Here is a 15,109-nt window from a genome sequence, read left to right as displayed (position 1 = left end):
ATTGATGACCCTCGATGCGGTTGGCGGCGTCTGGCGTTATGCGATGGATCTCGCCGCCGGGTTTCGGTACCAGGGGATGGAAATCGTCTTTGCAGGCCTCGGACCCGCACCGTCGGCAACGCAGACCGCAGAGGCGAAAGCGCTGGGACAGCTGGTGTGGCTCGATGCCCCTCTCGACTGGATGGCGGCGAGCAGCGCCGAAATATCAGCCGCGCCCGCCGAAATCTCCCGGATCGCCAGAGACTATCGCGTCGATCTGCTGCATCTCAACCTGCCGTCCCACGCCGCCGGCATCGATACGCCGCTGCCCGTTGTCGCGGTTTCCCATTCCTGCGTCGTCACGTGGTTTGCCGCGGTGCGCGGGACGCCGGTGCCGCCGGACTGGGTCTGGCAGCGCGAGGCAAACCGTGAGGGCTTCGACCGCGCCGATGCGGTACTATCGCCGAGCCTGAGCCATGCGGATGCACTGCAAGCCGCCTACGGTCCACTCTCCGGACTGAAGGTGGTCCACAACGCCAGCCGCGTCGGATCCGATCCGCGTCCGAAGAAGATTTTCGTCTTCGCGGCCGGGCGCTGGTGGGACGAGGGCAAAAACGGCGCGGTGCTCGACAGGGCGGCAGCGGCGATGCCTCTGCCCGTCGTCATGGCAGGTTCTTGCGCAGGTCCCAACGGACAGCGACTGCAGCTCAATGACGCCGACGATCGCGGACCGCTGTCCTATCCGAAGACCATCGCCCTGATGCAGCGCGCGCAAATCGTCGTATCGCCATCCGTTTACGAGCCTTTCGGCCTGACCGCCCTGGAGGCGGCGCGATGCGGCGCGGCTCTGGTGCTGTCCGATATCCCGACCTATCGCGAGTTATGGGACGGATGCGCGCTGTTCTTCGATCCGCATGATCCCCAGTCCCTGGCAGCAGTGTGCATGCGCCTCAGCGAAGACGAGCAATTGCGCGGCGAACTCGTGGTGCGATCGCTGGAGCGCTCGCGAGCCTTCAGTTTGGAACGGCAGGCGGCAGCGGTGCTCGAAACCTATGCGCAGCTGCTGAACGACAAATTTACCCCGGTAGCGGCGGAGCAATCATGAAATTCCTATTTTACACCCATTCGCTGGTTTCCGACTGGAACCATGGCAACGCCCACTTCCTGCGCGGCATCATGCGCGAGCTGACCCGCCGCCATCACGAGGCGCTGGCGCTCGAACCCGAGGAATCCTGGAGCCGCAGCAACCTGCTCAGCGATCAAGGGCCGAGGGCGGTCGAGAAATTTCACGACCTGTTCCCGCAGCTCCGTTCGCAAATTTACGGACCGCATTTCGATCACGAAGCGGCGATCGCCGAGGCCGACGTCGTTGTCGTCCACGAATGGACGGAACCGGCGCTGGTGGAACGGATCGGCCGAGCCCGGCGCAGCGGCGCCGATTTCACCCTGTTGTTCCACGACACACATCACCGGGCCGTGTCGGCAAAAGGCGATATCGCCGGACTGACGCTTGAAGATTATGACGGCGTGCTCGCCTTCGGCGAGACGCTACGGCAGCGCTATCTGCAGGCCGGTTGGGGCAGATCGGTCTTTACCTGGCATGAGGCGGCCGACGACGCGCTGTTTTATCCGAGGCCGGAGATCGAAAAGACCGGCGATCTCATCTGGATCGGCAATTGGGGTGACGACGAGCGCTCCACCGAGCTGATGGAATTCCTCGTCCGCCCCGCGCGTGAGCTCCGGTTGAAGACGACCGTTCGCGGTGTGCGTTACCCTCAACAGGCGCTCGATGCTCTCGAAGATGCAGACATCGTCTATGGCGGCTGGATCGCCAATGCAGAGGCGCCGCTCGCTTTCGCAGGCCACAAAGCGACCGTGCATATCCCGCGGCGCCCCTATGTCGAAAACCTACCCGGCATTCCGACGATCCGTGTCTTCGAAGCGTTGGCCTGCGGCATCCCGCTGATCTCAGCACCCTGGCACGATGCCGAGGCGCTTTTCAGGCCGGGCAAGGATTATCTCGTCGCCGAGAATGGCCGGGAGATGACGCGCCTGCTGCGCGAGGTGATGACGGACGATGCTCTCGCGGCTGCGCTGATCAAATCGGGTCTCGAGACGATCCGCGCGCGGCATACCTGCCGGCATCGCGTCGATGAACTCTTCTCGATTCTGGAGCAATGCGGCACGGCGGGCGTCGTCGGGCAGCTGCCAGCCAAGGAGGCTGCCGAATGAAAATCGCCTTTTACGGATCAAGCCTGGTTTCCGCCTATTGGAACGGTGCCGCTACTTATTATCGCGGCCTGCTGCGCGCTCTGGCGCAGAAGGGCTATGACATCACCTTCTACGAGCCCGACGTCTACGACCGGCAGAAGAACCGCGATATCGATCCGCCGGAATGGTGCAAGGTCGTCGTCTACCAAGGCACAATCGAGGCGCTGAAGGAGGTGACGGCGGCTGCGGCCGAGGCCGATATCGTCGTCAAAGCCAGCGGCGTCGGTTTCGAGGACGATCTCCTGCTGCAGGAAGTTCTTCGCCACGCCAGACAACGGGCTCTGAAAATCTTTTGGGATGTGGATGCGCCGGCAACGCTCTCAGAGCTGCGGCAGAGCCCTGAGCACCCGCTTCGCAAATCCTTGAGCCGGATAGACCTCATCCTCACCTATGGCGGCGGCAATCCCGTGGTCGACGCCTATCGCAGCCTCGGTGCAGCCGACTGTGTGCCGATCTATAACGCGCTCGATCCTGAAACCCATCATCCGGTGCAGGAAGAGGCGCGGTTCACCGCAGATCTTGCCTTTCTCGGCAACCGTCTGCCCGATCGTGAAGCGCGGGTCGAGCAATTTTTCCTCGAACCGGCTGCACGCCTGCCGCAGCAAAAGTTTCTGCTCGGCGGGTCCGGCTGGAGTGACAAAGCGTTGTCGTCGAACATCGTTCACATCGGGCATGTCCCGACCCGCGACCACAACGCTTTCAACGCGACGCCGAAAGCGGTGCTCAATATCTCGCGTGCAAGCATGGCGGAAAATGGCTTTTCGCCGGCAACCCGCGTTTTCGAAGCGGCCGGCGCAGGCGCCTGCCTGATCACCGACTATTGGCAGGGCATCGACCTGTTTCTCAAGCCCGGCGACGAAATCCTGGTGGCGCGCGACGGCCAGGATGTCGCCGATCTTTTGGCCGGTCTGACATGGCAGCAGGCCAGGGCGATCGGACAGCGGGCGCTGAGACGCGTGCTTGCCGAACATACCTATAGCAATCGCGCCGAGACCGCCAATGCCATCTTCCGCGCCCGGGCCACGCGAGCGGAGGCTGCCGAATGACCAGTCCGCTCGATATCGTCATCCTCGGCCTCTCCTTGTCGTCGTCCTGGGGCAATGGTCACGCAACGACCTATCGCGCCCTCATCGGCGGCTTGCAAGCTGAGGGGCACCGGGTGCTGTTCCTGGAGCGCGACGTGCCCTGGTATGCAGCGCATCGAGATCTTCCGGATCCCGAATTCTGCCAGCTCGTCCACTACAGCGACATCGATGAGATGATCGAAAACCATGCCGATCGGATCAAGGCGGCGGACGCCGTGATCATAGGGTCATATGTCCCATCCGGCGTCACCGTTATCGACAGGATCGCCGCCCTTAAGCCACGACGGCTGTGCTTTTACGACATCGACACCCCGGTCACACTGGCGAAACTCGACCGTGGCGACGAGGAATATCTGGCGCGCCGACAGCTTGCGACCTTCGACGCCTGCTTCTCGTTTTCGGGCGGAGAGGTGTTGGCGCGGCTCGAACGTCGATACGGCGCGCGCAAGGCGATCGCTCTCTACTGCTCCGTCGATGCGAGCCGATATCAGGCAACGGGCGAGCCGTTCCGCTGGGATTTCGGCTATCTCGGCACCTACAGTTCCGACCGGCAGCCAACGCTGGAGCGGCTGCTGGTCGAGCCTGCCAGGCAGCTGCCGCATCTGAGCTTCGTAGTTGCCGGTCCTCAATATCCCGGGGATATCGACTGGCCGGCAAATGTCGAGCGGATCGAGCACCTGCCACCTGCCGATCATCCGAGCTTCTACAGCCGGCAGCGTTTTACGCTCAACGTCACGCGAAGCGACATGATTGCCGCGGGCTGGTCACCGAGCGTGCGGCTGTTCGAGGCCGCTGCCTGCGGCACGCCGATCATCAGCGACGACTGGCGCGGGCTGGAAGAACTCTTTGCCGACGGTCAGGCGATCATCATCGCCAAAGGATCGGATCATGTGATCGACGCCCTGACGAAAATCTCTCCCGAGGGGCGTCGCGCGCTGGCATCGGCCGCCAGGGCGACGGTGCTTGAGCGCCATACCGGCGAGGTGCGGGCTCGTGAACTCGCCGCCGCCTTGCGAGAACTGCCAGAAGATGGGGTGAACGACAGTCGCCCCCAGCCTCAATCCATTTCAGCCTAGGAGACGCATGATGCTGCAGAGGACGCGAAACGGAAGAGTGAAGACTGTGCTTGTCGCCGGAGGAGCCGGTTTCGTCGGTTCGCATTTATGCGATGCGCTGCTGGCCCGCGGCGACCGGGTGATCTGTGTCGACAGCTATATCACCGGATCGGAGGACAATGTCCGGCCGTTGATCAACCATCCGAAGTTCCGTTTGATCGAAAAGGACATCTGCCATCTCTTCAGCCTCGAAGAGCCTTTGGACCAGATCTACAACCTCGCCTGTGCGGCATCTCCCCCACAATATCAGGCAGACCCGGTGCATACGATGATGACCTGCGTTGCCGGCACCGGCAATCTGCTTTCGTTGGCCGAACAGCATCGCGCCTCGCTCCTGCAGGCGTCGACGAGCGAGGTCTATGGCGATCCGGTCGAGCATCCGCAGACGGAGGACTACCGTGGCAATGTCAGCTGCACAGGTCCGCGCGCCTGTTACGACGAAGGCAAGCGGGCGGCGGAAGCGCTTTGCTTCGATATGCTGCGGGCCGGCAAGGTGGACGCACGTGTTGCCCGCATCTTCAACACCTATGGGCCGCGTATGCAGCCGAGCGACGGGCGGATCATCTCCAATCTGCTGGTGCAAGCCATATCAGGCGCGCCGCTGACGATTTTTGGAAGCGGCGACCAGACGCGTTCCTTCTGCTTCGTCAGCGACCTCGTCGCAGGATTGATAGCGCTGATGGATGTCGATCCCAATCCGGGCGTCCCGGTCAATCTCGGCAATCCCGGCGAATTCACGATCAACCAGCTGGTCGACATGGTGCTGGCCATGATGCCGTCGACATCGGTCGTCGTCCACAGGCCGCTGCCGCAAGACGACCCGCAGCGCAGACGGCCCGACATTTCGCGGGCAAAAGACCTTCTCGGCTGGCAGCCGACGATCCCGCTTGCCGAAGGTCTGCGCCTGACCGCCGATTGGTTCATCGCCGCGGCCCGTCCTGACGGCGGCTTCGACGGCGCGAAGGTCACGCGGCGCTCGAACTGGAGGCAAGGTGCAAAAGCCGGACGCACTGCGATCGGCGTCTGACATGTGAGCGATGAACGACGAAGGAGAGCCAGATGGATGCAGCACAGCCGACAAGGGATCAGGACCTGCAAAAGCGGATTCAGGAACTCGGGCCGTGGTTTCAGAATTTGAACATCGGCGGCCACATGACAGCGGCCGATCATTTCCTCGGAGACTATCCCACCTTCAAGTGGAAAGGGTTTCAGCATGTGCTGCCGGCCGATCTCAGCGGCCTCAGCGTGCTCGACGTCGGCTGCAACGCCGGCTTCTATGCCCTTGAGATGAAACGCCGCAACGCCGCCCGTGTCGTCGGCATCGATTCCGACCCGCGCTACCTGGCGCAGGCCCGCTTCGCGGCGGAACAATTGCAAGCCGAAATCGAGTTCCGGCAGATGTCGGTCTATGACGTCGCTCGACTAGGCGAGAAATTCGATCTGGTGATCTTCATGGGCGTGCTCTATCACCTGCGCCACCCCCTGCTGGCGCTGGATCTTCTTTATGAACACGCTGTCGGCGACATGATGCTGTTCCAGTGCCTCCAGCGCGGCGACGAGCGCATTCCCGACCTCAGGGAAGATTACGACTTTTCCGAATGGAGCATCTTCGACCAGCCGGAATATCCGAAGCTTTTCTTTGTCGAGGAACGCTACGCGTCCGATCCGACAAACTGGTTCATTCCCAACCAGGCGGCGGTCGAGGCGATGCTGCGCAGCGCCGGCTTTCGAATCGACGATCATCCGGAACGCGAGGTCTATCTGTGCCGACGAGGCCAACGCCATTATGCAGTTGAGCCGCCGCCGGCAGCTAAGACCTAAAGACTATCGCTTCTGCGGATCGCCACTGCGACAAAGAATGGATTTCAATGAGGCGGAAAGCCTGCCGCAGCATGCGGCGCACCGGCTCCAACCCGCTGCCTGCTTAGCCGTAGCCGAATATCGAAGTGGTTGAGGGTGCCGGGCAGGTCGCCGACTGTCAGAGACGGTTGAAGCAGCGTGATATCTGCCTGCGACAACAGCGCGCCGATGGCGAAGCTTGCAATCGCCGGTACGAGATTGTGGGCTGGACAAATGGCAGCACCAGCGCTGAAAGGTACGAATCCGACTGTCGGCAAGGTGTCGTTGGGCCCCCAGATACTTGGTTCCATCCGGTTTGCATAAGCCAGCTCGGGATCACGGTGAAAGAAGGGCGCGAAGATGATGACGCCCGTGCCGCGCGCCACGGTCCTGTCGCCGGATCTGATATCCTCGGTCAGCTCTCTGAGAATGACGGGTGTCGTCGGCCAGAGACGCAGAGCCTCGAGCAGGCAATTGCGTGTGAAGGGACGCTCAAGTTCGGGATCTTTAACCTCGTCAACGGCTTTGGCCCAGTAGCTCGGATGGCAAGCAAGCAGCGCAAGCGTCCGGAAAACAGCAATCCCGCCGGCGTCGAAGGCAAACAGCCATTGGGCCACCTGGCTTTCCAAATCGAAATCGCTGCCTTTCGGCAGCCGACCAATCAGGCTGCCCTCCTCCGGCTGGCGCAGATATTGACCCAGCTGCTGCTGAAACTGCCGAAGCTTGTGCCGATCGATGGAAGCTGCAAAAGCCCAATTCGCCCGGCTTCGAAGGTCGTTCAAGGTCTTCGTCAAAGTGACGTCGTTGCGCGCGCGATCGCCGAGTACGGTGCGGCGGACAATCCGGAACCAGGCTAGCGAGAACGCAGACCAATCGAGTTCGTTCGGCCCGCCGGAACCGATGCCGTCCAAAATCTCCAGGAGTTCGGAATCGACGATCGTCTTGAAGCGGGCCGAAGAGGGATGCAGCCGGTCCGCGCTTGCCAAAGTGTGTTCATGGATCGGCCGAAGCTCGGTCCGCCGCGAGGCAGGTGAGATCAGCACGTTTTTCGGTTCGAAATGCGCAAGAGCGGCGCGTTTCTCCCAGGTTGCCGTGGCAAATGGCTGGGGTGAACACTCGAGCACCGTCGAGACGTCGGCAGGGTCGAGCACCAGCAACTGCGGCCGGAACGGGATAGGCAACAGCAGAGGCGCCCTGCCATATTTCTTCACCAGCCGCTGCATCTGCCTGACAGCACCGGTGTCCAGATCCTGCCGCTGTGCCAGGCGTTCCATGATCGGGCGGCGAATGATGACACCTTTGGCAGCCGTCGGAACCATGACAGCCGCAACCACACGCAATGTGTCGATCCAGCTGGCACGATTTATCCGGACGAAGCCAGTGGCTCTTGCGTTCGAAAAGACGGCTTGGTTGCGAGAATTCATGATCCCAAAGCCCCTTGCTGCATGGGATATCCGATCAGCTTTATTTCCGAACCGGGACAACGGCCGATTGTTCCGGCCTGAACACAGATCCTCGATAGACGATGCAACTTGGAGGCAGCGGAACAGAAGCCGGCTCACCGCGTTGTGTCGAGCGCATAGATGCGTGGAGGTCCCATGCCTGACGAACCAGCCGCAACCGCACCTGACCTTGAACCGCGAAAAGGCAGCCCGAGCCCTCGCCTCGACGAGCGCGAATTCAAGGAGCGTTTCCTGAGCCAGTTCAAGGATCAAGTGTACGAAACCCTGGAAGACGAACTCGGCAAAGTCGCCGCGGCTGCTTGGGATGCTTACGCCCATTCGCGAAAGAGCCCGATAACCAGAAAGGCCGGACCAGAATTTGCCGACCCGGACTATGATCTTGGCGTCGACTGGCTCGCGGCGAGAGATCAAATCCGCGCTGCGCAAGCGCGCTTCGAGGAAAAGAACGCGCCGTCGCGCGTCCTCCTCATCAACGGTTCGTCGCGAAGTGAACATAGCTGTCCGGGCGAGCTTTCGAAAAGTTTTCGGATGGTCGAAATCGCCAGGGAGGTGTTTGCCGCCGCCGGCGTCATCGTCACCGTCCTCGACCTCAGTCGCATCGCGTCCGAGTATGGCCGACAGATTCACCCATGCAAGGCGTGCTTCTCGACATCGGCCGCACTCTGTCACTGGCCGTGCTCCTGCTATCCGAACTATTCGCTCGGACAGATCCACGATTGGATGAACGACATCTATCCGATGTGGGTCGAGGCCCATGGCATCATGATCGTCAGCCCGGTGAACTGGTACCAGACGCCCTCGCCGCTGAAACTGATGATCGACCGGCTTGTCTGCGCCGACGGCGGCAATCCGGATCCGACGAGCACGCATGGCAAACATGCCAAGGAGGCCAAGGAGCTCGAGATGCGGGGATGGGGCTATCCGCGCCATCTTTCCGGCCGCCTGTTTTCAGTCGTCGTCCACGGCGATACCGAAGGGGTCGAGAATGTCCGGCGCAGCGTCTCGAATTGGCTGACGTCGATGGACCTCATCCCGGCCGGAGCCTCGGCCGAGGTTGAACGTTACATCGGTTATTGGGAGCCCTACGCCACCAGCCACAATGCTTTTGAAAGAGACAAAGCCTTTCAGGAGGAGGTGCGCAATGCCGCTCGAACGCTTTTGGAGGGCATCACGTTACGCCGCGACGGCAAGATGGTGGCGGCCGGAAGACGATTGAAGCAGCCGCGTGAGAAGTAGACGGGATTGCCGATCTCGTCTGGATCGACGCGTCAGGGTAATCTACTCCTTGCCTGAACCTGGTTCAGCCATTTTGGCATGCTGATGAGCAAGAATGCTTGCCGGCGTCACATTGGCGACGGCCGCCTGCAGTTTATTCTTCCAGCCGCTGACGATATCCCCTTCACCGTCCATCATGGCATCGAAGCCGATCTTGGCGACGTCAGCCGGATCATCCTTCTTGGCCTGCCCGACGGAGGTATCCATGAGATCGGCGCGCTCGAAAAATTTGGTATCGGTCGCGCCGGGCATCAGGCAGCTGACGGTCACGCCAGTCTCTTTCAATTCCTCGCGCAGGGCGAAGGAGAAGCTGTTGATGAAGGCCTTCGTTCCATTGTAGACGGCCTGGTAGGAGCCGGGCATGAAGCCGGCGATGGAACCGGTCAGCAGAATCCGACCCTCGCCGCGGCTGCGCATCAGGTTGCCGACCTGCTGGACGAGATAGATGGTGCCGACGATGTTCGTATCGACGACTTTTCGCGCTTCCGCAAAATCCTGGTCGAGGAAACCCTTGCCAAGGCCGCGCCCGGCATTGGCCATCAGCAAATCGACCGAACGCCCGGAAGCTTCGATGGCTTCCATCAGCCGGTCGACGCCGTCTTCGGTGGAGAGGTCGGTTTCGATCGCCTGGACCGACGTGCCAAACTCCTTCAGGCTCGCCGCTGCCTGCTGGATGCGTGTCTCGTCGGCGGCGATAATCAGATCATAGCCTTCCTGCGCCGCGCATTTGGCAAGTTCATAGCCAATGCCCGTCGAGGCGCCGGTGATCACCGCGAGACCTTTTCCAAGTTCATTCCTATCCATGTTTTGTCTCCTAGAGTTCGGAAAAAGCTGAAGCCACCGAACCTGAAAAGAGAGGATATGTTCCGGCGGGCGGCGTCTCGGCGTGCGGTGCGGGAGCCTCGGCGGATGCGCCATGTGGCTCCCGACGTTCAGCCTCACAAAGGACGGCTGTGTGATGATTGCTGATTGGCGGCGACGGAAACAGAAGCGCGATTAGTCGATGAGTTGGTTACCCAGCAGCGACTGCAGGGTCTCGCGGGCGCGGCTGACGCGGCTTTTCAAGGTGCCAACCCGGCAGCCGCAGATCTTGGCGGCATCTTCATAGCTCGTTCCGGCCGCCACCAGCGTTAGCGCACGGCGTCTGTCGTCGGAGAGGCGGGTCAGCGCCTGTTGCAGCTCGCGCTCGCGAAGCGCCCATTCCTGGCTCGGGGCAATTGCGACTTGCTCCATTGTCACGTCCATTCCGACCGGCTCACGCTGCCGCCGGCGATAGTTGCTGCAGAACGTATTTCGAAGGATTGTGAAGAGCCAGGATTTGAGAGAGGTGCCGGGATGGTAGAGATGAATTGAATTGAACGCCTTCAGCAGCGTTTCCTGCACGAGATCATCGATGTCGTCCTCACTTCGCAGGAATCTTCGGGCGAAGGCGCGCAACGCCGGAGTGAGTGCGACAATCTCCAACTCGACGGAGGATGTTTTTTCACAATGTGACGCAGGACGTGGTGAAGATAGAGACGTCATTTTTCTCTCCTGGGATTGAAAGGAAAGTCCCGAACATCCTAATCGTTGCCGTGCGGTATCGGACAAACATGTCGTTTCGCTCATCGGCGGACCTCTCCCCAAGCGACGGAAACACAACGATGCCGGGAGGCTGCGGCGGACCGCGCGCACTAGCGTTGCCGGAAGGGATTTCGCGGCTCGATTCGACTTTGGAACGGCAATCCGAGCAGATCGTTCCAGTGCGATGTCGCACAGTATTGATAACCTTCGCATTATCCGCCGTGCATCAGAGAGCTGCGCGCGAATCCGGTAAAAAATGGCGGCAGGCCGGGAACAACAGGTGTTGGCAACTGTTGGAACTGTCGGCGGCGACAGGCCAGCGATAGACGATTGTCTTCCTGCCTCAGTGTTAAATGAGTTCAAATATGAGCGTAATCAGTTTCAACAAACTTCGCGACACCCGCGAAAGGCCCGACGCTCAGTTCGTCCGAATGGACGAACACGGTCGGGCAATCTATCTGTTCGCCCTTGAATACAAGATGGGCCTCTCGACTTGGTCTGCCAAAATCTGGGCCTATTCATTCGAAGATGCCGAGATGCGCGTGAAGGCAATGCGCGAAAGCCTTACGGTCTGCGGCCAGCTTCATGCGTCAATACGCGCTTAGCCGGCCTAAGAGGCTTGACTTGCGAGTGATCTGAAGTCGCGCCTGGCAAAACACAAGGCTGGGGCTCTCAGACATCGAAAATGTCTTGCCGTTCAAGTCCGCCTCCAATCCCCTTCCGATCGCCTTTGCCATTTCCTCAATAGGACGATGTATGCTTGTTGCCGCAATCTCAGCGATTCGGCTCCAGGACCTTCAGCCAATGACCAGAGCAAGACGCCGCCGCATCATCCGGACCCGACGAACCCTGACCGGGCTTGCCCTCGTCGGCTCGATTTCGTTTCTGGCCGGCATGACCGATGCGACCGGTCTTCTGCTGACCGGCGATTTCGTCTCCTTCATGACGGGGAACACGACTCGGGCGGCACTGGCCTTGAGCGACGGCAATCTTTATCACGCCGCGGTGCTGATCTCCGCCATCGTCGTTTTCGTGCTCGGCAATGCGGCAGGCATCGTCATCTCTCATGTCTCGCAACGCCGCATTTTCGTGGTGCTTGGCTGCGTCGGGCTGGTTCTGGCGCTCGCCTCGATGATGACGGTGCAGAACATGCTCTTCGCACGGTTCTACATGATCGTTTTTTCCATGGGCATGGTGAATGCTGCCGTCGAACACATCGAAGGCCTGCCGATCGGGCTGACCTACGTGACCGGCGCCCTGTCGCGTTTCGGCCGCGGCATCGGCCGCTGGATCATCGGCGATCGTCGTGTCGAATGGACGATCCAGATCGTGCCCTGGGGCGGTATGGTGCTCGGCGCGATCGCCGGCGCCGTCCTGACACGGCTGACGGGCGCACATGCGCTGTGGCTGGTCTCCCTCTTCGCCATGGTGCTTGCGCTTGCCGCCATGCTCATCCCGCGGCCGCTTCAGCGCCGCTTCAACCAGAAGATCGCACCGAGCGGATCGGCCATCACGCGCGCGAAATAAAACCGTCGCATTCCTGTTGCCGTCGAATCGGATAGGAAGGATCGCCGCCAATCCTCAAGGAGTGGGTCTTGTTCCTGATTTCGAAGCTTGTCTGGATTTTCGCTCAGCCGCTGTCGCTGGCATTCTTCCTCGTCTTCCTTGCCCTGCTTGCCGGCCTTCTGCGCTGGCGTATCTTAAGTATCCTCGGCGCAGCCGGTTCGGCCCTCATCCTCTTCGTTACGCTCTACACCACGGCCGGCAACCTGCTGATGCAGGGTCTCGAGCAGCGCTTCGCAAAGCCCGCCGCCGATCCCGATAGCCTGCAATGCATGATCGTGCTCGGCGGCGCCTTCGAAAATGAGGTGAACACGGCGCGCCACGGCATAGAATTCAATGGTGGAGCCGATCGCTTCATCGAAGCCCTGCGGCTGGCGCAGAAATTTCCCCAGTCGCGCATTCTGGTGTCGGGCGGCGACGGCTCCATCTCCGGCATCTATGAAGGCGATGCGGCCGCGTCCGAGCGTTTCTTCCCGCTCTTCGGCGTCGGCAGGGATCGCCTGATCGAGGAGAGGCAATCGCGCACGACCTTCGAAAACGCCGTCAACACCAAGGAATTCCTGGCAAGCCAGGGGCTTTCCAATTGCCTGCTGATCACGTCGGGTTTTCACATGCCGCGCTCCGTCGGCATCTTCCGCAAGCTCGGCATCGATATCGTGCCCTGGCCGACCGATTATCGCACCGACGGCCAGGTGAGACTTGGGTTTGATTTCACCCAGCCGAACCTCAATGCGCAGAACATGGCGACGGCGATCCGCGAATGGTACGGCCTGGTCGGCTATTATCTCGCCGGCCGCACGTCGGAACTTTATCCGCAATAGAGCAATTCCAGGAAAAGTGCGAAGCGGTTTTCCCAGGCAAAGCGCGAAGCTCTTTTGCCGGGAATTGCGTCAAAACAAAAGGCTAGAGCGGTTCCGCGCTTCCAGGAAACCCGGAACGGCTCTAGGATTTACTTCTTCGAGATGGTGACGAATTTCGTGCCGCGGACGCGTGCCGTCACGGTGCAGGGATCACCTTCGGTGCGGTCGCAGAAGCGCGGATGCATCTTCATCGCCAGCACCATGTTGCCGAAGCGCTGGACGAAATCGTAGCCATAGATCTGTGCCGTCGCGATCATGAAATAACCGCCTTCGGCAACCTGCAGGTAGAAATTATAGGTGCAGCCGTCGTCATTGCATTGCGGCCCCTTCTGCCCGTCGCAGGTCAGCTGGCCCTCGTTGACCACCGCGTCGATCAGGCCGTCATTGTTGATGTCCTGCCGGATGATGAAGCCGTCGGCAAACTCGGCCGTCTTGCACTGCTCCTGGAAATGTTTCTTCTCGTAGATCTCAGGGTCGGAGATCAGCGATTGCTGACTGAAGGCGACAGCCGGCATGGCAAGCAGCAGGACGATATTCAGAACGGCGAGCACCAGCGTTTTCACGGCTTTCCTCTTTGGATAAAGGCTCCTAATGCATGTCGCCCAAAACTGTGTAGCGGTTTTGGGACAACGACATGCATTAAATCAAAGACTTCAGCTTTATGGCCGCGCCGCCTTGCGCCGCCCTTGCCGCCGTGATTGATTCCCGAGAACAGGATGATTTTAGGCCTAGTTGGCCTAAAATCTGAATCCTGTTCTCAATTCAAGAGTAAGAGCATGATGTCGTCCGAAAACCGCTCACACTTTTCGGCGTCATGCTCTGAACTTCCGCCGGTTCCGGGGCTCGCATGTCTCTGCTCGTCTATCTCGATTATGCCGGCATTGCGCTGTTTGCCGCGACAGGCGCGCTCGCCGCCTCGCGCAAGCAACTGGACCTGATCGGTTTTTTGTTTTTTGCCATGGTGACGGGAACCGGCGGCGGCACCGTGCGCGATATCGTGCTCGGCCGCGTACCGGTCTTCTGGGTGCTGAACCCTGCCTATATCCTCGTCTGCTGCATCGTGGGCGTCATCGTTTTCTTCACCGCCCACCTGCTGGAATCGCGCTATCGCCTGCTGATCTGGCTGGATGCGATCGGCCTTGCCGCCTATTGCGTGATCGGTGCTGCCAAGGGCCTCGCCGCCACCGGTTCGCCGACAATTGCGATCGTCACCGGCACGCTGACGGCGACCTTCGGCGGCATCCTGCGCGATCTGATGGCAAACGAGCCTTCGGTGCTGTTGAGGCCGGAAATCTACGTAACCGCAGCCCTTATCGGCGCCAGTGTGTTCACGCTCGCCAATGCGCTTGGAATGCAGCTCTATCTGGCGTCTGCCTGCGGCGTCGTGGCGGCCTTTGGTGTGCGCGGTGGAGCCTTGTGGTTCGGCTGGACCTTTCCGACCTACAGGCACAAGCCCGGCCGGCATCCCGACGATGTCATGTGAAGCCTAATTTAGAGACGTCGTCAGCCCTGCTTCGCTCGCAGGCGGATCACCACGTCGACATGGGCGATCTCCATGCCCTCAGGCGGTTCCGGCAGATTGGCGATCGTCAGGTTGCTGACGGGAATGTCGAGCACCTCGTTCTCGCCTTCGACGAAGAAATGGTGATGGTCTGAAACATTGGTGTCGAAATAGGTCTTGGCGCTCTCGACGGCGAGAACGCGGATGAGACCGGCTTCGGTGAACTGGTGCAGCGTGTTGTAGACGGTTGCCAAAGACACCGGCACGCCGGCGGCAACCGCCTCCTCGTGCAGTTCCTCGACAGTCAAATGCCGGTCGCCCTTGGCAAACAGGAGGTCGCCGAGCGCGACGCGCTGGCGGGTGGGGCGCAGGCCTGCACCGCGCAGCCTTACCTCTATTGCGATCGGGAGTGCACCCGTCATCAGAACCAACTCCGGTTATTCTGGCATAAAGCAATCATGTTTCTTTAAGCGGTATAACTTTTGCATCGGAGCCTTTCAATAGTTCAATGGGGACGGGAGCCTGATAAACGCGGCAAAAACGGGCTTTTGACGCAAATAGGTCTGGTCCCAGCCCTAGCCTTCCTGTATGCGAC

Annotated in this window: 16 protein-coding genes; 11 read left to right on the top strand and 5 right to left on the bottom strand. The window is 60.5% G+C overall.

The window, feature by feature from the left end:
- Positions 1–4 precede the first annotated feature (4 nt).
- Genes HFO71_RS20555 through HFO71_RS20530 form a run of 6 tightly spaced genes read left to right on the top strand, consistent with a single transcriptional unit; the run spans position 5 to position 6,271 of the window.
- A complete protein-coding gene (locus tag HFO71_RS20555; protein ID WP_131661768.1) occupies positions 5–1,084 on the top strand; it encodes a glycosyltransferase family 4 protein in 1,080 nt (359 codons plus the stop codon).
- On the top strand, positions 1,081–2,211 hold the full coding sequence (locus HFO71_RS20550) for a CgeB family protein (RefSeq protein ID WP_131640091.1): 1,131 nt from the start codon (positions 1,081–1,083) through the stop codon (positions 2,209–2,211). The genes HFO71_RS20555 and HFO71_RS20550 overlap by 4 nt, the downstream gene beginning before the upstream one ends.
- Positions 2,208–3,296 carry a CgeB family protein gene (locus HFO71_RS20545; protein ID WP_131640090.1) on the top strand — a complete coding sequence of 363 codons (1,089 nt, stop codon included), beginning with the start codon at positions 2,208–2,210 and terminating at the stop codon, positions 3,294–3,296. Before HFO71_RS20550 ends, HFO71_RS20545 begins: the two co-directional genes overlap by 4 nt.
- Positions 3,293–4,411, top strand: coding sequence for a CgeB family protein (locus tag HFO71_RS20540; RefSeq protein ID WP_131640089.1), 1,119 nt, complete (start codon positions 3,293–3,295; stop codon positions 4,409–4,411). The genes HFO71_RS20545 and HFO71_RS20540 overlap by 4 nt, the downstream gene beginning before the upstream one ends.
- Positions 4,412–4,421: 10 nt before the next feature.
- Complete coding sequence (locus HFO71_RS20535) at positions 4,422–5,477, top strand: UDP-glucuronic acid decarboxylase family protein (RefSeq protein ID WP_077977696.1); 1,056 nt, start codon at positions 4,422–4,424, stop codon at positions 5,475–5,477.
- 32 nt (positions 5,478–5,509) lie between these two features.
- Positions 5,510–6,271, top strand: a complete 762-nt coding sequence (locus tag HFO71_RS20530) for a TIGR04290 family methyltransferase (protein ID WP_025396618.1) — start codon at positions 5,510–5,512, stop codon at positions 6,269–6,271.
- Between the two features lie 44 nt (positions 6,272–6,315).
- Here HFO71_RS20530 and HFO71_RS20525 read toward each other — a convergent pair whose 3' ends face one another.
- Entirely contained in the window at positions 6,316–7,713 is a 1,398-nt protein-coding gene (locus tag HFO71_RS20525) for a cytochrome P450 (protein ID WP_221988380.1), read from the bottom strand.
- Between the two features lie 174 nt (positions 7,714–7,887).
- Here HFO71_RS20525 and HFO71_RS20520 point away from each other — a divergent pair, with 174 nt between their 5' ends.
- Positions 7,888–8,988 carry a flavodoxin family protein gene (locus HFO71_RS20520; RefSeq protein ID WP_131640087.1) on the top strand — a complete coding sequence of 367 codons (1,101 nt, stop codon included), beginning with the start codon at positions 7,888–7,890 and terminating at the stop codon, positions 8,986–8,988.
- Between the two features lie 42 nt (positions 8,989–9,030).
- Here HFO71_RS20520 and HFO71_RS20515 read toward each other — a convergent pair whose 3' ends face one another.
- A complete protein-coding gene (locus HFO71_RS20515) occupies positions 9,031–9,831 on the bottom strand; it encodes an SDR family NAD(P)-dependent oxidoreductase (RefSeq protein WP_025396621.1) in 801 nt (266 codons plus the stop codon).
- A 192-nt stretch (positions 9,832–10,023) separates the two neighbouring features.
- Positions 10,024–10,551 carry a sigma-70 family RNA polymerase sigma factor gene (locus HFO71_RS20510; RefSeq protein ID WP_025396622.1) on the bottom strand — a complete coding sequence of 176 codons (528 nt, stop codon included), beginning with the start codon at positions 10,549–10,551 and terminating at the stop codon, positions 10,024–10,026.
- Between the two features lie 404 nt (positions 10,552–10,955).
- Between HFO71_RS20510 and HFO71_RS20505 the strand changes: the two genes are divergently transcribed.
- From HFO71_RS20505 to HFO71_RS20495, 3 genes are all read left to right on the top strand, one after another.
- A complete protein-coding gene (locus HFO71_RS20505; protein ID WP_131640086.1) occupies positions 10,956–11,195 on the top strand; it encodes a hypothetical protein in 240 nt (79 codons plus the stop codon).
- Positions 11,196–11,394: 199 nt separating this feature from the next.
- The gene (locus HFO71_RS20500) at positions 11,395–12,117 is read left to right on the top strand and encodes a YoaK family protein (RefSeq protein WP_025396624.1); all 723 of its coding nucleotides are present in this window, start codon (positions 11,395–11,397) and stop codon (positions 12,115–12,117) included.
- A gap of 68 nt (positions 12,118–12,185) precedes the next feature.
- On the top strand, positions 12,186–12,974 hold the full coding sequence (locus HFO71_RS20495) for a YdcF family protein (RefSeq protein WP_131640085.1): 789 nt from the start codon (positions 12,186–12,188) through the stop codon (positions 12,972–12,974).
- A 128-nt stretch (positions 12,975–13,102) separates the two neighbouring features.
- On the opposite strand, the gene HFO71_RS20490 is transcribed toward HFO71_RS20495, so the two are convergent.
- Positions 13,103–13,576 (bottom strand): hypothetical protein, encoded by a 474-nt coding sequence (locus HFO71_RS20490; RefSeq protein WP_131640084.1) that lies wholly within the window; start codon positions 13,574–13,576, stop codon positions 13,103–13,105.
- Between the two features lie 284 nt (positions 13,577–13,860).
- On the opposite strand from HFO71_RS20490, the gene HFO71_RS20485 reads away from it, so the two are divergent.
- A complete protein-coding gene (locus tag HFO71_RS20485) occupies positions 13,861–14,496 on the top strand; it encodes a trimeric intracellular cation channel family protein (RefSeq protein WP_131640083.1) in 636 nt (211 codons plus the stop codon).
- A gap of 20 nt (positions 14,497–14,516) precedes the next feature.
- Here the strand turns inward: HFO71_RS20485 and irrA are convergent, their stop codons facing one another.
- Entirely contained in the window at positions 14,517–14,936 is a 420-nt protein-coding gene (gene irrA, locus HFO71_RS20480) for an iron response transcriptional regulator IrrA (RefSeq protein WP_003555773.1), read from the bottom strand.
- Positions 14,937–15,109 lie beyond the last annotated feature (173 nt).

The organism is Rhizobium laguerreae, from assembly GCF_019778565.1.
In the GTDB taxonomy this organism is placed as follows: domain Bacteria; phylum Pseudomonadota; class Alphaproteobacteria; order Rhizobiales; family Rhizobiaceae; genus Rhizobium; species Rhizobium laguerreae.
The sequence above is the reverse complement of the archived record's forward strand: the minus strand, read 5'-3'. Positions and strand labels throughout refer to the sequence as shown.